At 68.7% G+C, this 18,263-nt stretch carries 17 protein-coding genes; 11 read left to right on the top strand and 6 right to left on the bottom strand.

The window, feature by feature from the left end; genetic code table 11:
- Positions 1-34: 34 nt before the first annotated feature.
- The 4 genes from G6N18_RS02660 to G6N18_RS02675 are packed head-to-tail and all read left to right on the top strand — an operon-like array spanning position 35 to position 3,451.
- Positions 35-793, top strand: coding sequence for an SDR family NAD(P)-dependent oxidoreductase (locus G6N18_RS02660; RefSeq protein WP_083000584.1), 759 nt, complete (start codon positions 35-37; stop codon positions 791-793).
- Positions 790-1,968: a precorrin-6y C5,15-methyltransferase (decarboxylating) subunit CbiE gene (gene cbiE / locus G6N18_RS02665; protein WP_083000815.1), complete on the top strand. Its 1,179-nt coding sequence runs from the start codon at positions 790-792 to the stop codon at positions 1,966-1,968. The genes G6N18_RS02660 and cbiE overlap by 4 nt, the downstream gene beginning before the upstream one ends.
- Positions 1,965-2,720, top strand: a complete 756-nt coding sequence (gene cobM / locus G6N18_RS02670; RefSeq protein ID WP_067222849.1) for a precorrin-4 C(11)-methyltransferase — start codon at positions 1,965-1,967, stop codon at positions 2,718-2,720. The genes cbiE and cobM overlap by 4 nt, the downstream gene beginning before the upstream one ends.
- Positions 2,720-3,451: a cobalt-precorrin-6A reductase gene (locus G6N18_RS02675; protein ID WP_083000582.1), complete on the top strand. Its 732-nt coding sequence runs from the start codon at positions 2,720-2,722 to the stop codon at positions 3,449-3,451. Before cobM ends, G6N18_RS02675 begins: the two co-directional genes overlap by 1 nt.
- Here the strand turns inward: G6N18_RS02675 and G6N18_RS02680 are convergent.
- Entirely contained in the window at positions 3,429-4,496 is a 1,068-nt protein-coding gene (locus tag G6N18_RS02680; RefSeq protein ID WP_083000581.1) for a phosphotransferase family protein, read from the bottom strand. The two genes, G6N18_RS02675 and G6N18_RS02680, sit on opposite strands and share 23 nt — an antisense overlap.
- Positions 4,497-4,553: 57 nt before the next feature.
- Positions 4,554-5,312, bottom strand: a complete 759-nt coding sequence (locus tag G6N18_RS02685) for a DUF2249 domain-containing protein (RefSeq protein WP_083000813.1) — start codon at positions 5,310-5,312, stop codon at positions 4,554-4,556.
- Positions 5,313-5,370: 58 nt separating this feature from the next.
- On the opposite strand from G6N18_RS02685, the gene G6N18_RS02690 reads away from it, so the two are divergent.
- Positions 5,371-6,072 carry a helix-turn-helix transcriptional regulator gene (locus G6N18_RS02690; protein WP_083000579.1) on the top strand — a complete coding sequence of 234 codons (702 nt, stop codon included), beginning with the start codon at positions 5,371-5,373 and terminating at the stop codon, positions 6,070-6,072.
- Positions 6,073-6,159: 87 nt separating this feature from the next.
- On the top strand, positions 6,160-8,715 hold the full coding sequence (locus tag G6N18_RS02695; protein WP_083000578.1) for a multicopper oxidase domain-containing protein: 2,556 nt from the start codon (positions 6,160-6,162) through the stop codon (positions 8,713-8,715).
- Here the strand turns inward: G6N18_RS02695 and G6N18_RS02700 are convergent.
- From G6N18_RS02700 to G6N18_RS02715, 4 genes are read right to left on the bottom strand one after another with little or no spacing between them, the layout of a single operon-like run.
- Positions 8,703-10,175, bottom strand: coding sequence for a precorrin-2 C(20)-methyltransferase (locus tag G6N18_RS02700; protein ID WP_083000577.1), 1,473 nt, complete (start codon positions 10,173-10,175; stop codon positions 8,703-8,705). The two genes, G6N18_RS02695 and G6N18_RS02700, sit on opposite strands and share 13 nt — an antisense overlap.
- Positions 10,172-10,798 (bottom strand): precorrin-8X methylmutase, encoded by a 627-nt coding sequence (locus tag G6N18_RS02705; protein WP_083000576.1) that lies wholly within the window; start codon positions 10,796-10,798, stop codon positions 10,172-10,174. Before G6N18_RS02705 ends, G6N18_RS02700 begins: the two co-directional genes overlap by 4 nt.
- A gap of 9 nt (positions 10,799-10,807) precedes the next feature.
- The gene (gene cobG / locus G6N18_RS02710; RefSeq protein ID WP_083000575.1) at positions 10,808-11,923 is read right to left on the bottom strand and encodes a precorrin-3B synthase; all 1,116 of its coding nucleotides are present in this window, start codon (positions 11,921-11,923) and stop codon (positions 10,808-10,810) included.
- Between the two features lie 42 nt (positions 11,924-11,965).
- Positions 11,966-12,889 (bottom strand): TauD/TfdA dioxygenase family protein, encoded by a 924-nt coding sequence (locus G6N18_RS02715; RefSeq protein ID WP_067222877.1) that lies wholly within the window; start codon positions 12,887-12,889, stop codon positions 11,966-11,968.
- 134 nt (positions 12,890-13,023) lie between these two features.
- Here G6N18_RS02715 and G6N18_RS02720 point away from each other — a divergent pair, with 134 nt between their 5' ends.
- The 5 genes from G6N18_RS02720 to G6N18_RS02740 all read left to right on the top strand — a co-directional run bounded on the left by G6N18_RS02720 (position 13,024) and on the right by G6N18_RS02740 (position 18,111).
- The gene (locus tag G6N18_RS02720) at positions 13,024-13,671 is read left to right on the top strand and encodes an ABC transporter permease (protein ID WP_083000574.1); all 648 of its coding nucleotides are present in this window, start codon (positions 13,024-13,026) and stop codon (positions 13,669-13,671) included.
- Positions 13,668-14,855 (top strand): ABC transporter ATP-binding protein, encoded by a 1,188-nt coding sequence (locus tag G6N18_RS02725; RefSeq protein ID WP_067222884.1) that lies wholly within the window; start codon positions 13,668-13,670, stop codon positions 14,853-14,855. Before G6N18_RS02720 ends, G6N18_RS02725 begins: the two co-directional genes overlap by 4 nt.
- Positions 14,852-15,622 (top strand): ABC transporter permease, encoded by a 771-nt coding sequence (locus tag G6N18_RS02730; protein WP_067222888.1) that lies wholly within the window; start codon positions 14,852-14,854, stop codon positions 15,620-15,622. Before G6N18_RS02725 ends, G6N18_RS02730 begins: the two co-directional genes overlap by 4 nt.
- Positions 15,619-16,590, top strand: coding sequence for a glycine betaine ABC transporter substrate-binding protein (locus G6N18_RS02735; protein ID WP_083000573.1), 972 nt, complete (start codon positions 15,619-15,621; stop codon positions 16,588-16,590). The genes G6N18_RS02730 and G6N18_RS02735 overlap by 4 nt, the downstream gene beginning before the upstream one ends.
- A gap of 63 nt (positions 16,591-16,653) precedes the next feature.
- On the top strand, positions 16,654-18,111 hold the full coding sequence (locus G6N18_RS02740; RefSeq protein ID WP_083000572.1) for a flavin-containing monooxygenase: 1,458 nt from the start codon (positions 16,654-16,656) through the stop codon (positions 18,109-18,111).
- Positions 18,112-18,263: the final 152 nt, after the last annotated feature.

An 18,263-nucleotide genomic window follows, 5' to 3' on the forward strand; every position in this document is an offset into this window, starting at 1 on the left:
GGGCTTCACCGTAGCGCAGGACATAATCGCTGCCATGACAGACACGGCTGACACCCGTCCGGCATTGGTCGTGGTTTTCGGCGGTCGCAGCGAGATCGGCGTCGAGGTGGCGACCCGGTTGGCGCCGGGAGCGACGGTGTTGCTGGCGGCCCGGCGCGCCCATGACCTCCAGGCGCAGGCGGCGGCCGTTCGCGCGGCGGGCGCCACGGCCGTGCACGTGCGTGAGTTCGACGCCGATGACCTCGCGTCGCACGGTCCGGTGGTCGACGCGATCATCGCCGAGCACGGGCCGATGGGCACCGCGGTGCTGGCCTTCGGCGTGCTCGGCGACCAGGCGCTCGCGGAGAAGGATGCCGCTCACGCCGCGGCGATTCTGCACACCGACTTCGTCGCACAGGCCAGCCTGCTGACGGTGCTCGCCGCGGCGATGCGCGGCGCAGGATCCGGGTCGATCGTCACGTTCTCGTCGATCGCCGGCGTGCGAGTGCGCCGCGCCAACTACGTGTACGGGTCCGCCAAGGCCGGGCTGGACGGCTTCTGCCGCGGGCTGGCCGACGCCCTGCACGGTTCGGGGGTGCACCTGCTGTTGGTGCGGCCCGGATTTGTGATCGGGCGGATGACGGCGGGCATGTCGCCGGCGCCGCTGTCGACCACACCGGCGAAGGTCGCCGACGCGACCGTCCGCGCACTCCGCAGAAGGCGAGGCGTGGTGTGGGTGCCCGCGCCGCTCGCACTGCTGGCATTCGCGTTCCGGGTCACGCCGCGGTTCGTGTGGCGGAGGATGCCGCGATGATCGTCGTGGTCGGTATCGGCGCCGACGGGATGGCCGGACTGTCACCGGATTCGAAGTCCGAACTACAAAGGGCAACAGTGGTTTACGGTTCGCGGCGCCAACTCGCGCTGCTGGACGACACCGTCACCGCGGCGCGCCGGGAGTGGCCCACACCGATGCTGCCCGCCCTGCAGGCGCTGCTGGAGGGCGTCGACGGAGACGTGCACGTGGTGGCGAGCGGCGACCCGCTGCTGCACGGCGTGGGTAGCTCGCTGATTCGCCTCTACGGCGCCGAGCGGGTGACCGTGCTGCCGCACGTGTCGTCGGTGACACTGGCCTGTTCGCGGCTGGGGTGGGCGGTGCAGGAGATCGAGGTCATCAGCCTGGTGCAGGGCGACCCGCACACCGCGGTGCGCCGCGGCGGGCAGGCCGTCGTGATGTCGCGCGACGGCGCGACCCCTGCGGCGCTGGCACGCCTGCTCACCGACACCGGTCGCGGCGACTCCGAGGTCAGCGTGCTCGAGCAACTCGGCGGTCCTGCAGAGCGCCGCCGAACCGCCACCGCACGCGACTGGGCGGCGCGGCCCCCGGACGACGTCGACGACCTCAACGTGGTCGCGGTGCGCTACCTGCCCGACGAGCGGCAACTCGGGGTGCTGCCCGACGAGATGTTCGCCAACGACGGCCAGCTCACCAAGCAACCGGTGCGGGCGGTGACGCTGGCGGCGCTGGCGCCGCGGCCCGGTCAACTGCTGTGGGATGTCGGCGCCGGATCGGGCAGCGTCGCGATCGAATGGTGTCGCAGCGGCGCCGGGTGTCGGGCGATCGCCTTCGAACGCGACGAACAACGCCGCAACCGCATCACCGACAACGTGGTCGCGTTCGGCGCGCGGGTGGAGGTGCAGTGCGCCGCGCCCGAGTCGTTCGAGTCCGTCCCCGCGCCCGACGCGGTCTTCGTGGGCGGCGGCCTGACGCAGCCGGGGCTGCTGGAGGCGTGCTTCGACCGGCTGCCCCCCGGCGGCAGGCTGGTCGTCAACGCCGTCACGGTGGAGACTGAAGCGCTTGTCGCCCAGTGGTATTCACAACAGGGTGGTGAGCTCCGGCGCTTCGAGCACCACCGCGGCGAGCCGCTCGGCGGGTTCACCGGATGGCGTCCGGCGATGCCGATCACGCAGTGGGCGGTGACCAGAAGATGACCGTCTACTTCATCGGCGCCGGACCGGGCGCGGCGGACCTCATCACCGTGCGTGGTCACCGACTGCTGAGCCGCTGCCCGGTCTGCCTCTACGCGGGTTCGATCATGCCCGAGGACTTGCTGGCGCTGTGCCCGCCGGACGCCCGCGTCGTCGACACCGGCCCGTTGACGCTCGAACAGATCGTCACCGAACTCGCCGATGCCCACGCCGCCGGCCTCGACGTGGCGCGGTTGCATTCCGGCGATCCGTCGATCTACAGCGCGCTCGCCGAGCAATGCCGCCGCCTCGTGGATCTCGGTGTCGACTACGAAATCGTGCCGGGAGTACCGGCTTTCGCCGCGGCCGCTGCCGTGTTGGGCCGCGAGCTCACCGTTCCCGGTGTCGCGCAGACGGTCACGTTGACCCGGGTGGCGACGCTGTCGACCGCGATGCCGGACGGTGAAGATCTGTCGACGCTGTCGGCGCCCGGTGCCACGCTGGTGCTGCATCTCGCGGCCGCGCAGATCGACGCGATCGTCCCGCAGCTGCTGGCCGGCGGGTACCAGCCCGAAACACCCTGCGCCGTGGTGGCGTTCGCGAGCTGGCCGCAGCAGCAGGTGGTGCGGTGCACGCTCGCGGACTTGGCGGTGCAGACGAAGGCGGCGGGCATCACCCGCACCGCGGTGATCATCGTGGGAGACGTGCTGGCGGCCGAGGGGTTCACCGACAGCTACCTGTACTCGTCGGATCGGATTCGGCGGGGCCGACACTGATGCGAATACTGCTGCTGGGCGGAACATCTGAAGCCCGCTCGCTGGCCGCTCGACTGCATCCCGACATCGAAGTGCTCAGTTCGCTCGCCGGCCGGGTGCCCCACCCCGCGTTACCGGTGGGCGAGGTGCGCATCGGCGGCTTCGGCGGCGTCGACGGGCTGCGGCGCTGGCTGTCCGACAACGGGGTCGACGCAGTCGTCGATGCCACGCACCCGTACGCGGCGACAATGACCGCCCACGCTGCTGTCGTCTGCGCCGAGTTGCGTCTGCCGCATCTGGTGTTGGTGCGGCCGGCCTGGCCGACCGGTGACGCGCTCGTCGTGAGCTCTGATGTCGAGGCGGCGAAAACCGTTGCCGCCGAGCCGTTCAGGCGGGTGTTTCTGACCACCGGGCGCTCCGGCGCCGCGGCGTTCAAGGACGTCGACGCGTGGTTTCTGATTCGGGCCGTCACGCCGCCCGACGCCCAGGATCTGCCGCGTCGTCACCAGGTGGTGCTGTCGCGCGGGCCGTACCGCTACGACGACGAACTGACGCTGCTGCGTGAGCACGGCATCGACGCGTTGGTCACCAAGAACAGTGGCGGGCAGATGACCCGCCCGAAACTGGATGCGGCTGCGGCCCTTGGAATTGCGGTGGTCATGGTGGACCGCCCGCCGCTGCCGTCCGGGGTGGCGACGGTCGCCACCGTCGACGACGCGGTCACGTGGGTCAGGGCGATGGGTACGACTTGATCAGCTCGAGGGTCTCGAGCTCCCGAATCGCCTGACAGCCCCTGCTCAACATGGTGAGGATCATCTCGTCACCGCGCTCGGTCGACGAGGCAAATGCGTATCCGAGTGCCGTGAGCACGGGAGCCTGTACCGCTCCCAACCGGTAGTCGCGCCAACAGGTGTCGAGGGCGTAATCCTTGACACCGTGACTTGCGAGCGCCTCATGGTAGACCTGCACGAGGTCCTTTTCGACGGTTGACCGGATCTGCGGTGTCAGGCTGGTCGCGGTGAAGTACGCAAGGTCGCGGGCAGGCAGGCCGACCCCGACTGTCTGCCAGTCGACGATGCTGATGCGCCTGCGGTCAGGGTCGAACAGCATGTTGTCGAGGCGGTAATCGCCATGCATCACCGCGAACCGGCCAGGCTCTGCCAACAGCCACGGAGTCACCAACGCCATTGCCGAGGCGAGGGTTTCGCGGTCCTCGGCGCTCATCGAGTCGCCGAGCTTGTCGATGGTGATCTCGGCCGCCATCCGGCACACCTCACCCATGCCGGTGGCCGCCGCCTCGTCGCCGGGTTTGGGCATCGCGATCCCCGACAGCTGCAGCCAGACACCGTCGCACCAGGTGGGGCCGTGCAGGCCCGCGAGGGCCTCGACCGCCAGCCGGGCCTCCCGCTCGGTGCATCCGGCGATCTGATCGCCCTGCACGGCGGGTGCCATATCGGCGAGTATCAGGACGAAATCAGTTCCGTCGTCGGTGATGTCGCTGTGAAAGCATTCGGGGACCGGGATGGCCACCTTGTCGGCGACGTCGGTGTAGAACTCGACCTCGGAGCGGTAACCGAGCGCCACGCGTTCACGAACGGCATCGTCCTGCGCAGGCAGCTTGACCGCGAAGGTGGCAGGCAGCGCGGTCTGCTCCGTGGAGTACGTCACCGCCACCCGATACGTGGCGCCGGTCTGGCCGGTGCCGATCGGCATCACGTCAACGGCTTCGACGTCAACGCCCAGCACCGAACCGAGCCAGCCCGGCGTCACATCTGCCGGACCGCGGGGAATGGTCATGCGCCGAAACGCTATCGGTAGGGGCGACAGTCGTCAACGAGGCTGGGCGGCAGCCAGTCAGAGTCGCGAGAGGCGCAGCCGCCACGCCTCTGGTCCGCGCTCGAGATAGTCCACCGAGATCCGCCCCGACGTGCGGTCGTGCAGCTGCCGCAGCAACGGCACCGGGTCGTGCGGCGCGACCAGCACCATGCTGGCGCCGACCGGAACGGCGTCGAATGCGCCGAAGACGGTCGCGTGGCGGATCGAGTGTGGAACCTCGCGCACGTCGAGCACGGGCTCCCCGGCGTCGGACTCGCAGCCGCACCTGTGCCCGCCCTCGACGCCGTGATGGCCGCCGAGCAACTCGTGCATCCCACCGAGGGCGTCCGCGAGGGAGACGTGTGGGTCGGCGGCCACGATCGGCAGGATCCGATCGTTCTCGTCGACGAGGTGGGTATCGAACAGCACCCGCAGCGCATGACCGGCCGCGGCGGCGCGCATTGGTGACGTCTCGGTCTGAATCCGGTCCACCAGGCCGCCGATGATGTGGTGCACGGCGATCATCGACTCGATCAACGGTCTGGCGCGCTCCGTGTTGGCGGCCGCGGGATACAGACGGGCCTCTTCAGCTGCGGCGTGTGGTAGCAGCTCACCGGTCAGAAACTCCGTTGCGGCCGCACGCGCCGCCTCGAAGTCGGCGCCGCGCTCGGCGGCCGACAGCATCGCCTCCGTGAGCGCCTGCATACGTCCGGCCAGCTCGGCGTGATGGTTCCTGACCGTATCGGCCGCCTCCGCGTCGGCAGATGTGGTCGCGACGATCACCTCATTGATGGTCATGATGGGTTCCTTTCCGGTGCGCTGGTCCAACTACTCGCAATTTACTACAATAATTTCCGTGGTAAATAGTGCATCGCCTCTCGGCCCCGCGCCGGTGCCCTCGGCGACCGGCCAGGTGCCGCTGTCCGGGCAGCGGCTGCGGGTGCTCGAGCACGTGCGATCCCACGCCCCGGTCCGGACAATCGACGCGGCCGCCGCGCTGGGGTTGCATCAGAACACCGTCCGCGAACACCTGGACGCGCTGGTTGACCTCGGACTCGTCGAGCGCGCCACCGAACCCGCCGTCGGACGCGGGCGGCCGGCCGCCCTGTATCGGCCGTCCGCCGCCGATCCCACCCTGCTGGCCCGCGACTATGCGGGCCTTGCCACTGCGCTGGCCGGGCATCTGGCCCGCACCAGCGCCGACCCGGAGCGCGACGCGCGCGCCGCCGGCGTCGAGTGGGGACGCGAGCTGGTCGAGGGGACCACCCGCTCCGACGGCGACCCGCGGACGACAGTGCTCGACGCGCTGACCCGGCTGGGCTTCGCTCCCGACGACGACGACGGCGCCGAGCGCGGTGTGGCACTGCGCCGCTGTCCGCTGCTCGACGCCGCCCGCCGCTATCCGAGCGTGGTCTGCCAAGTCCACCTCGGCATCGTCGAGGGATTGCTGCAGAGCATCGACGCGCGCACGGGGCCGGGCCTCGACCTGATCCCTTTCGCCGAGCCCGGTGCCTGCCGGCTGTTCCTGCCGGACCACGCGGTGAAACAGCATGACTGACAAGAGAATTCCATCACCGGCGGCGCTGTTGGCGCCCGGAGGCTTCGCGCTGCTGGCCGCCACGGCCCAGCCGGTCGGGGTACCCGCATGAACCGCAGTCGATGGCATCTGCGAGTCGGGTCGATCGTATTCGCCTGGCTTGCAGCGCTTGTCGTGGTGGCACTGGTGCACCGATCCGTGCCGATATCCGGCTGGTTGCTGATCCATCTGCTCGGACTGGGGGCGGCAGGCAACGCGATCCTCATCTGGAGCCGCCACTTCACCGATGCGCTGCTGCGCCGGCCGCCGGATCCGTCGCGGGCCGGGCAGGCCTGGCGCATCGGGGTTTTCAACGTCGGTGCGGTCGCGGTGGTCGCCGGCATGATCGTCGACCTCTGGCCGGTAATACTGGCCGGTGGCGTCGCGGTCGGCGCCGTCGCGCTGATCCACGCGGTCACGCTGATCCGGCAACTGCGCCGCGCACTGCCTTCGCGCTTCGGGGACACCGTGCGTTATTACGTCGCTGCGGCAGCGCTGCTTTCGGTCGGCGCCGGCCTGGGCGTGGCCATGGCGAACCCAGCATTGCCTGGCACCAGCCATGACCGGTTCGTCATCGCCCATGCGGCGGTGAACCTGTTCGGGTTTGTCGGGCTTTCGGTGCTCGGCACGTTGGTCACGCTGTGGCCGACGATGCTGCGCACCCGGATGGCCGACGGTGTCGAGGTGGCCGCCCGGCGCGGATTGCCTGTTCTGGTAGCCGGATTGGGTGTGGGGGCGTTGGGGGCGGTGGCCGGCTCACCGGTGCTGACCGCCGCAGGCGCGCTCGGCTACCTCGCCGCGGCCGGTTATGTGCTCATGCCTCACCTCGACGAGGTGCGCCGCAAGCGGCCGGGCAGCTTCGCGACGCTGTCGGTGTTTTCCGGAGTGGTGTGGCTACTGGGTTCGCTGAGTTATGCCGTCGTCGCCTTCGCCACCGCACCGACGTGGCCTGCGGTGCTCGACAGGGCCGGCCCGCTCACCGTCGCGGTGCTCGCCGGCTTCCTGGTGCAGGTTCTGCTGGGCTCGCTCTCGTATCTGACGACCATCGTGGTCGGCGGTCGCGCTTCGGCGATCGCGGCGACAACGGAACTGGAGCGCGGTGCGCCGTGGCGGCTGGCGGTCGCCAACTTCGCGCTGCTGCTGTGTGTGCTGCCGACGCCGAGCTTGGTGCGGATGGCTGCGTCGGTGTTGGTGCTGGCGGCGTACGCCGCGTTCCTGCCGCTGCTGGTGCGGGCGGTGTGGCTGGCACGGAAGAATCGCGATACGCCGTCGACGCCGGGTCCGCCCCCGGCAGGACCGTCGGCTCGGCACCGGCTCGGAGTCGCGGCAGCCGGGCTGGGTGTGGTGGTGCTGACGGCCGCAGCCGCCGTGGCCGCCGACCCCGCCGCGGTCGGTATCTCCACGGCCCCAACAGCGTCGGTGACTGCGACGGGCCAGACCACCGAGGTCGAGGTGCACGTCGAGGGCATGCGCTATGTGCCCGACACCATCGAGGTGCCCGCCGGAAACCGTTTGGTGGTCACACTCGTCAACACCGGTTCCGACCGCCACGATCTGGTGCTGTCGAACGGGACACGCACCGGGCGCCTCACGCCGGGAGAGACGGCTGTGCTCGACGCCGGGGTGATCGGCACCGACCTGGACGGCTGGTGTTCGGTGGCCGGGCACCGCCAGATGGGCATGACCATGGCGGTGCGGACAGGTGGTGCCCCGGCACAGGAAACGGTCGCCCCGACGATCAGCGCCGACGACATCGCGCGCAGCCTCACCGCGCACCCGGGCGCGGGTTTCGTGCCGCACGACCCAGTGCTGGCGGCGGCGACGCCGGACCACCGCATCACCTTGTCGGTCACCGAGACCGAGCGGGAGGTGTCACCCGGAATCACCCAGCGGCTGTGGACATTTGGCGGCAAGGCGCCGGGACCGACGCTGCGGGGCAAGGTCGGCGACGTCTTCGAGATCACCCTCGTCAACGACGGCACCATCGGGCACTCGATCGACTTCCACGCCGGGGCGCTGGCCCCCGACGTGCCGATGCGCACGATCCAACCAGGCGAACGACTGGTCTACCGGTTCACCGCGCCGCGCGCCGGGGTGTGGCTGTATCACTGTTCGACGATGCCGATGTCGGTACACATCGCCAACGGCATGTTCGGCGCGGTGATCGTCGATCCGCCGGACCTGGCACCGGTCCACCGCGAATACCTGCTGGTGCAGTCCGAGTACTACCTCGGTCCGCCGGGCGGTGAAGTCGACGCCGCCAAAGTCGCCACCGACGAGCCAGACCTGGTGGTCTTCAACGGCTACGCCAACCAGTACGACCACGCGCCGCTGACCGCCCGGGTCGGGGAGCGGGTTCGGATCTGGGTGCTGGCCGCCGGACCGAACCGCGGCAGCTCCTTCCACGTCGTCGGCGGCCAGTTCGACACCGTGTGGTCGGAGGGCGACTATCGGTTGCGACGGGGTCCCGGCGGCGCGCAGACGCTCGGATTGTCCGCGGCCCAAGGCGGATTCGTGGAGCTGAGCTTCGAGCAGCCGGGGCACTACCCGTTCGTGACGCACGCGATGGTCGACGCCGAACGCGGCGCGCACGGGGTCATCGCGGTCACCGCTCAGCCGGGGTAGCGGCGCGGCGTGAAGACCCGGTCGCCGTCGCCGGAATACCACTGCGTCTGCGAGGAGCCGACGATCAGCAGGCAGCGCATGTCGACGTCGGCGGGGTTCAAGTCGGCCAGTCGCACCACCGTGACCTGTTCGCGGGGTCCGGACACGTCGCGGCCGATCACCACCGGAGTGCCGGGGTCGCGATGCTCGAGCAGCAGCTCTCGCATCGCCCCGACCTGCCAGGTGCGGGTCTTCGAGGCCGGGTTGTAGATCGCCAGCACCAGGTCGGCCGCCGCGGCCGCGGTCAGCCGCGCGGCGATCACGTCCCACGGCTTGAGCCGGTCCGACAGCGAGAGCACCGCATAGTCGTGGCCCAGCGGGGCGCCGACGCGGCTGGCGACGGCCTGCGCGGCCGTCATCGCCGGGATCACCCGCACGTCGACGTCAGGCCACTGTTTGGCTTCTTCCAGCACGGCGGTGGCCATCGCGAACACGCCGGGGTCACCGGAGGACACCACCGCGACCGCGCGGCCCTGTTCGGCCAGCGTGCAGGCCAACCGCGCGCGGGCCGGCTCGTCGGTGTTGTCGCTCGGATGTTTGCGCTGATCGTCGCGGGCGGCGATGCGGTCGAGGTAGGGGCCGTAGCCGATGAGGTCGGTGGCCGCGGCCAGCTCGCGCCGCGACTGCGGGGTCATCCAGTTCGGGTCGCCGGGTCCCAGGCCCACGACGGCGACGCTGCCGGTGGTCTGTGCGTGACGCGGTCGCCCCGGCAACATCGCCAGCGAGAAATACGGGACCGATTCGTCATCGACGTCGCCTGCGCCAAGCACCCGCTGCCGCGGCGTGCTCGCACGCTCGACGTAGAAGGCTTCGTCCAACCGGCCGGTCGCCGAAAGAGCTTTGCGCACAGCAGGATACGAGCGACCCAACTTGAGCATCACCGCTGCGTCGGTGTCGGCGAGCCTGCGCTCGAGCTCATCGGCGGGCAGTGTGCCGGGCAGGATCGTCAACACCTCGTCGCCCTGGACCAGGGGAGTGGCCACCGCTGCCGAAGCCGCGCTCACCGACGTCACCCCCGGCACGATGACCGCGTCGAACCGCTCGGTCAACCGGGTGTGCATGTGCATGTAGGAGCTGTAGAACAGCGGGTCGCCCTCGGCGAGGAGGGCCACGTTGCGGCCGACCTCCAGGTGGGCGGCGATGCGGTCGGCGGACTCGCGGTAGAAGTCCTCGATCGCTCCCGCGTAGCCGCCGGGGTGATCGGTGGTTTCGGTGGTGACCGGGTAGACCAGGTGCTCCTCGATCTGGCCCGGCCGCAGATACGGCTCCGCGATGCCGCGCGCGATGCTGTTGCCGTGCCGCGCGCTGTGGTACGCCACGACGTCGGCCTCTCCGATCACCCGTGCCGCCTTGACGGTGACGAGTTCAGGGTCGCCGGGTCCGAGCCCGACGCCCCACAGCGTTCCCCTGGTGTCGCTCATTCTCGTTCGTTGGCAATCGCGTTCACGGCCGCGGCGGCCATCGCACTGCCGCCGCGACGGCCCGTCACCACGAGATACGACATTCCGCGGGGCCGGTCGACGAGTTCCTGCTTGGACTGCGCGGAGCCGACGAAGCCGACCGGTCCGCCCAGCACCGCGGCGGGCGTCGGGGCGCCGTCGTCGAGGAGTTCGAGCAGCCGGAACAGCGCGGTCGGCGCGTTGCCGATGGCCAGCACGGCACCGCCGAGCCGGTCGGCCCAGAGGTCCACGGCGGCCGCCGACCGGGTGGTGCCCAGGCGGTCGGCCAGGTCAGGCGCTCGCTCGTCGGCCACCAGCGAGACCACTTCGTTTCCGGCTGGCAGGCGCGAGCGGGTGATGCCCGCGGCGACCATCGAGGAATCACACAGCACCGGCGCCCCGGCGGCCAGTGCGGCGTGGGTCTTGGCGACCACGTCCGGGCTGAACGCCACGTGGTCGGTGACGTCGACCTGTCCGCAGGTGTGGATCAGCCGGACGACCACGCGCGCCACGTCGTCGGGGAACCGAGCCAGGTCCGCCTCGTCGCGAATCGTCGCGAACGATTGCCGGTAGATCTCCCCGGCGTCGCGGATGTAGTCGAGCACGCGATCACCCTACGGGGGCGTGTCGCGCGCCTGGTATCCGTCTCCGGTCGCCACCAGCACCTCACCCGCAGGCGGGCTGCCGCAGGCCCTGTCGCAGCCCACGAAATGGCGGTGGACTGGGCTTGGATCGGCAGCCGCGGCGGCGGCGTCTGCGCGGACATCGGCCCTCGAGTGCTCACAGCCCGGGCTTCCCGTGCACGCGCTGACCGAAAGCCAGGGGGAGTTCTCGTCGAACACGAGTCCCAGGGGCGCGAGGACGCGCAGGGCGACGTCGGCGGCTTCCTCGTCGAGGTCGAAGACGAGGATCGAGCGCCACGGCGTGATCGCCATCGGCGCCCCGATCGCGGTCAGGTACTCGGCGGTCCGGGCGGGCAGCACGCCGAGCGGAACCGCGGCGCCCAACGTGACGCGGCCGTCGTGCTGGACGAGCCAACCGACGGGCGGCCGCGTGACCGCTGGCCACGTCGCTCCCGGCGCTTCGGACGGGATCAGATCGCCGAGCAGAGCGTCGGCATCGACGAGTTCCTTGACGCGCCAAGCGGTTCCGCGGCCGGCGGCGAATCGCCGCGCCACCGCGACCATCGCGGGCACCACATCGTTCAGCGCCAGGCGAACACCGGTGTCGCGGCCCGCCAATAGCAGCGCGGCGGTATCAGACTGGACGTGGACGCCGACGTCCGCGCCTAGGCCCGAGATGTCGGCGCGGCCGTCGTCGATGCCGAACAGGAACCGGCCACCCAGAGCGGCCAGTTCCGGATCGGCGCAGATCGCCTCGTCGAGGTCGGTGATCAGCGCACGGATGTCGGCGGCCGGCCCGACCCGCCCGGACAGCGGTGAGGCGACGATGTTGCGCACGCGTTCGTGGGTCGGCGACGGCAGCAGACCGGCGGACGCCGCGGCGTCGGCGACCGCAGCCGTGTCGGTGACGCCACGGATCTGGAGGTTGCCCCTCGAGGTCAGTTCGAGCGTGCCCGCAGCCCAGTCGGTGGCCGCCCGCGCGAGCGTCTCCAACTGCACGGTCGTGATGGCGCCGCCCGGTAACCGCATCCGCGCCAGCGCACCGTCCGCGGCCCGATGCACCTGCAGCGCACCGGGGCAGGCGTCCTGCTCGCGGGTCCTGGCCACCCGTTCACGGTACGCCCGCAACCCTTCGGGCCGAAGTCGTCGTCAGCTGGCCAGCGCGACAGGACTGACCACTTCGGAGTAGGTCGAGGCGTCACCGACGACGGAGCGGCTGCGGCGGCCGTGAACGTCGACCGGGACGTCGCCGGCCAAAGTGATGCGATTGAGCCGTCGATACTGGTCATCGTAGTCGGCGACGGCGTAGTGCTGCGTAGCGCGGTTGTCCCAGAGCGCGACATCGCCGGGCCGCCAGTCCCATCGAATAGTGTGCTCGAGCTTGGTGATTCGCTTCTGCAGCAGATCGAACAACGCTGCCGACTCCGTCGTGCCGAGTCCCACGAACTTCTCGACGAAATGGCCGAGCAGCAGCACTCGCTTGCCGGTCTCGGGATGCACGCGGACCACGGGATGCTCGGTTTCGTAGACGTCGGAGACGAATTCCTCTCGGTAGGACCGCTGTTCGGTGGTCGGTGACGTGTTCGGCTCGTCGTGCAGCGACGCGTAATCGTATCGATTGGTGTGCACCGCCCAGAGGCTTTCGGTCAACGCGCGCAACGCTGTTGGAAGGCGGTCGTACGCGGCCTCGGTGGACGCCCACGTCGTCGTGCCGCCGTAACGCGGCAGGGTGACGGCCCGCAGGATCGATGCCTTCGGGATCCGGTCGACGAACGTGACATCGGTGTGCCAACTGTTCGCCTTGTCGTAGCGGGAATCGATGGGCAGCAGCCGGTCCCCGCGCGAAGTGACCGTCGGGTGTGCGGCCGTGGGGGTGCCCAACGCCCGCGCGAAGGCCAGCTGAGCGTCGTCGTCGACCTTGTGCTGATTACGGAAGAAGACGACTTTGTGTTCGAGCATGGCGGCATTGATCGCGTTCGCAATTTCCGGATCGATCCCCGCGCTGAGATCGACACCGTCGACACGGGCGCCGATGTGGGCGCCGAGCTTTTTCACCCTCAGAGATGACGGCACGTGGGTAACCTCCAGACGATGCGTGAATCAAGTCGCTACGTTCGCGGTCCGAAGGTGCGACGACAAGCTTTCTGCTCAACGCGAATCGAACCGGGCGCCGTTTCGGTCCGATCAAGATCGGGTAGTGCAGCGCCGTGAGAGCACTGTGGGAGTACGTCACCGCCCACTACGCGCAGTTGGTGTTCGACTCGTACCAACACCTCAGCGCGGTCGTTCAGAGCGTTCTCATCGCGACGATCGTCGGGGTGGTGGTCGGGGTGCTGACCTACCGCAACCCGCTGGCAGCCAACCTCGCGACAGCGACGTCCAGCGTGATCCTGACCGTGCCGGCATTCGCTCTGCTCGGTCTGCTGATCCCGCTCTTCGGGCTCGGGGTGGTGCCCAGCATCGCCGCCCTGGTGCTGTACTCACTGCTGCCGATCGTGCGCAACACCATCGTCGGCCTCAACGCGGTCGATCCCGCGCTCACCGACGCGGCGCGGGGCATCGGGATGAGCAGGCTCGACACCCTGGCCCGGGTGGAACTCCGATTGGTGTGGCCGTCGATCCTGTCCGCGATGCGGATCAGCACGCAGATGTCGATGGGCGTGCTGGCCATTGCCGCCTACGTCAAGGGACCCGGTCTGGGCAACCTGATCTTCACCGGCTTGGCTCGCGTCGGCAGCCCGACCGCCGTTCCGATGGCGCTGACCGGCACGCTGCTCATCGTCGTTCTCGCGCTGGCGCTGGACGCCATTCTCGTGCTCGTCGGTCGCCTCACCACTTCGAAAGGCATTCGATGACAACGCAAATCGCACGCGAGGACACCGAATCGCACGGTAGCACTGGTGTGCGCATCGTGCTCGACCACGTGTCCAAGGTCTATCCCGGTGCCGACCGCCCGGCGGTGGACGACGTGTCGCTCGACATCCCCGCCGGGGAGATCGTGGTGTTCGTCGGCCCGTCCGGCTGTGGCAAGACCACGATGATGCGGATGATCAACCGGCTGTCGGAACCGACATCGGGCAAGATCATGATCGGCGACAACGATGCGTTGTCGATCCGGCCCACGGAGCTGCGCCGCTCGATCGGCTACTCCATTCAGCAGGCCGGCCTGTTCCCGCACATGACGATTCGCCAGAACGTGGGACTGGTGCCCGGACTGCTGCGCTGGGACCGCAAGCGCATCGCCGATCGCGTCGACGAACTGCTCGACATGGTCGGTCTGGAACCCGCGCAGTACGCCGAAAGATATCCGCGTCAACTCTCCGGCGGGCAGCAGCAGCGCGTAGGTGTCGCGCGTGCGCTGGCCGCCGATCCGCCGGTTCTGCTGATGGACGAACCGTTCGGTGCGGTCGACCCGATCACGCGCAGCACGTTGCAGGACGAACTGCTGCGGCTGCAAGGCGAACTGCGCAAGACAATCGTTTTCGTCACCCACGACTTCGGCGAGGCGGTCAAGCTCGGTGACCGGATCACGGTGCTGGGCAATCAGTCCAAGGTGCTGCAGTACGACACGCCGCAGAACATCCTCGCCAGTCCGGCCGACGACACGGTCGCCGGATTCGTCGGTTCCGGCGCATCGCTGCGCCAACTCGGCCTGATGCGGATCAAGGACGTCGAGCTGCGACCGCATCCTTCGGTGCGCCAGACGGATTCGATCGATGAAGTGCGAAACACCCTGGCCGGCAGCGAGTTCGACTGGGCCGTGGTGCTCGACAACCGTGGCCGCCCGGTCAGCTGGGTCCGGGAGAGCAAGCTCGCCAACGCCACCTCGCTGGCCGATGCCACCGAATCGCTCGACGTGGTGAGCACACAGTCGACGTTGGAGGACGCGCTGGAGGCGATCCTGGCCGAACAGCACGCCTCGGCCGTGGTGACCGGCGCGGGCAGCCGGTACGAGGGTGTGGTCACGCTCGACACGCTCATCGACACGATCACCTGGCTGCGCGCCTCGGCGGAGGCGAGCACGGACGGGCAGCCGTGACCGCCCTCGCGGACACCACGCAGTCGGCCCGCGCCGACCCGGGCGAGCGCAGAAGGCTGCTCATCCAGCCCGTGCTGGTGCTGATTGTCGCTGCAGCAGTGCTGTTCTGGGCGTTCAATCGCGACCTGACCGCCACGCAGCAGGAGAACATCAACCCCGGTAACATCGCGACGCTTATCTGGCAGCATCTGCTGATCACGATTGCGGTCACCGCGATCGTGCTCGCCGTCGGCGTTCCGCTCGGTGTGCTCGTCACGCGCCCCGGAGCCAAACTGTTGCGGCCCGTGTTCATGGGCGTCGCCAATGTCGGGCAGGCGGCGCCGGCGATCGGTCTGCTGGTGCTGCTGTTCCTGTGGACCGGTAGGACCGGGTTTTGGATCGGTGTCCTGCCGATCGCGCTGTACTCACTGCTGCCGGTGCTGGCCAGCACCATTCTTGGCATCAGTCAGGTGGACCGCTCGCTGGTCGACGCCGGACTGGGGCAGGGCATGTCCCGACGCTCGGTGCTGACGCGGGTCGAGATGCCGCTGGCGATCCCGTACATCCTTGCCGGCCTTCGCACGTCGCTGGTACTGGCAGTGGGGACCGCGACGCTGTCGTTCCTCGTCAACGCCGGCGGGCTGGGCATACTCATCGACACCGGATACAAGCTGCAGGACAACGTGACCCTGATCCTGGGCAGTGTGCTGGCCGTGTGCCTGGCCCTGCTGGTCGACTGGCTCGGCGGGCTGGCCGAGTTCTACCTCAACCCCAAGGGTCTTCGATGATCCGCCGCAGGATCGGCGTCGCGATGGCGTGTGCGCTGCTGCTGGCCGGTTGCGGCCTCGGCGCGGGTGGCGCGGTGCCGCTCAAGGTCGGGCCGGGTTCGATTCAACCGCACCCAGCGTTGGATGGCGTGCCAATCACGGTGGGCTCCAAGGAATACACCGAACAGGTGATCCTCGGTTACATCCTCGAGTACACGTTGGTGGCCGCCGGCGCCGACGTGCGCGACCTCACCGGCATCGTCGGCTCGCGCAGCACCCGGGAGGCGCAATTGTCGGGCCAGGTCGACGTCGCCTACGAATTCACCGGCAACGCGTGGATCAACTACCTCGGCCATGAGAAGCCGATCCCCGACAGCCGCGCGCAGTTCGAAGCGGTCCGCGAGGAGGACCTGGCCCGCAACGACATGGTGTGGTTGAAACCCGGGCCGATGGACGACACGTACGCGTTGGCGGCCAGCCGGGCGGTGGCCGAGCGGACCGGGGTGCGCACGCTGTCGCAGTACGCCGAGCTGGTCAGGCGAAACCCGGCCGCGGCTCGCACCTGTGTCGACACCGAATTCCGCGCCCGCCAGGACGGTTTCCCCGGGATGGCGGCGGCCTACGGGTTCGACCCCGCGCGTGCGCAGACCCCGGTGCTGCAGGTCGGCATCATCTATCAGGCGACCGCGGACGCGACACAGTGCGACTTCGGTGAGGTGTTCACCACCGACGGCCGCATCGCCGCGCTCGATCTCGTCGTGCTCACCGACGACAAGCAGTTCTTCGCCCACTACAACCCGTCGGTGACGATGAAACGCGCCTTCTACGAGGCACATCCGCAGATCGCCGAGGTGACGGCGCCGGTCACCGCGGCACTGACGAATGACGCGATCATCGAGATGAACAAGCAGGTCGACGTCGAGGGCCGCGACGCGAGCGTGGTGGCCCGCGACTGGATGGTGGCGCAGGGTTTCGTGACCGCGCAATAGCGGCGATCGCGTCAATAACCGCCCGATTCCGGCGTACGCTTTGCTCTCGCCGAAGGAGGCCTGATGGCAGAGAAGCGGGCGGTGAAGGTCGCGATCGTCGGTGCGGGCATGTCGGGCATCTGCATGGCGATCAAGCTGCAAGAGGCGGGCATCGACGACTACGTCATCTACGAATCGGCCGATGACGTCGGCGGGACCTGGCGCGACAACACCTATCCGGGGCTGACGTGCGATGTGCCATCGCGGTTCTACTCCTATTCCTTCAAGCCCAATCCGAATTCGTCGCGGTTCATGGCGCCCGGTCCCGAAATCCACTCGTACTTTCGGCAGGTCGCCAACGAACGCGGCATCCGCTCCCGCATCCGGTTCGGCACCGAGGTGACGTCTGCTCATCACCGCGACGGCCGGTGGTGGGTGGGCACCTCGGCCGGTGAAGAGCCATTCGATGTCCTCGTCACCGCGACCGGCGTGCTGCGCGTGCCGCGGTGTCCCGACATCGCAGGGCTTGAAACCTTTGCGGGGCCGTCGTTTCATTCCTCACGGTGGGACCATTCATTGTCACTGAGCGACAAGAGAATCGGGTTGATCGGGACCGGATCAACGGGTGTGCAGATCACCTCGGAACTCGGCGGTAAGGTGCGCGAGCTCACCGTCTTCCAGCGCACGCCGCAGTGGGTTTACCCGTCGCCGAATATGCGCTATCGCCCGATAACCAAAGCGGCGCTACAACGTTGGCCGATTCTCAACAGACTGGGTTATCGCTTCTGGCAGACCTACATCGAGAACTCGTTGGGCCGCGCGACGGTTGAGCGGTGCTGGCAGCGACGGTTGATGTCGGCGATGTGTCGCTGGAACTTGCGGCTGTCCGTGCGCGACCCGGAACTGCGTCGCAAGTTGACCCCCGACTACCAGCCCATGTGCAAGCGCATCGTGCTATCCGGTCACTACTACCAGTCGATCCAGAAACCGGGCGTGCATCTGGTCACCGAGGCGATCGACCATATTGAACCCGGTGGCGTCGTGACCGCCGATGGCGCGCGCCATGAACTGGACGTGCTGGTGTTCGCCACCGGGTTCGACGCTCACGCATACGTCCGCCCGATGGAGATCGTCGGCCCGGATGGCAGCACGCTCGATGAGTTGTGGGAAAACGGCGCGCACGCGTACCGGTCGGTCGCATTACCCGGCTTTCCGAACCTGTTCATGCTGATGGGCCCGCATTCGCCGGTCGGCAACCAGTCGCTGGTCATCATCGCCGAAGATCAGGCCGATTACGTGATGTGGTGGATCAATCAGATCCACGACGGCCGGGTGTTGACGGCGGCGCCGACCGAGGCGGCCACCAAGGAATACAACGAAGACATGAAAGCCGCTATGCCACAAACGGTTTGGCTGACCGGATGCAACAGCTGGTATCTCGGCAAGGACGGCCTACCTGAGCTGTTCCCCTGGCGGCCGAGCCGGCACCGCGAGCTGCTGCAGGTGCCCGATGTCGCCGACTTCGAGGTTCGCACCGGCTGAGTAGTGACGGTCGTCACATCGATGGATCGAGTGATCCGTGCCACACACAACGGTCACAAATGGGCGCTGACGTCGTAAGTTCCGGATTACTGCACGTGTGTGCAGTAAGCGATGTCAGGAAGGAACAACGATGTTCGAACTCATCGTTTTCG

Origin of the sequence: Mycolicibacterium celeriflavum, from assembly GCF_010731795.1 — a bacterium.
GTDB classification, from domain to species: domain Bacteria; phylum Actinomycetota; class Actinomycetes; order Mycobacteriales; family Mycobacteriaceae; genus Mycobacterium; species Mycobacterium celeriflavum.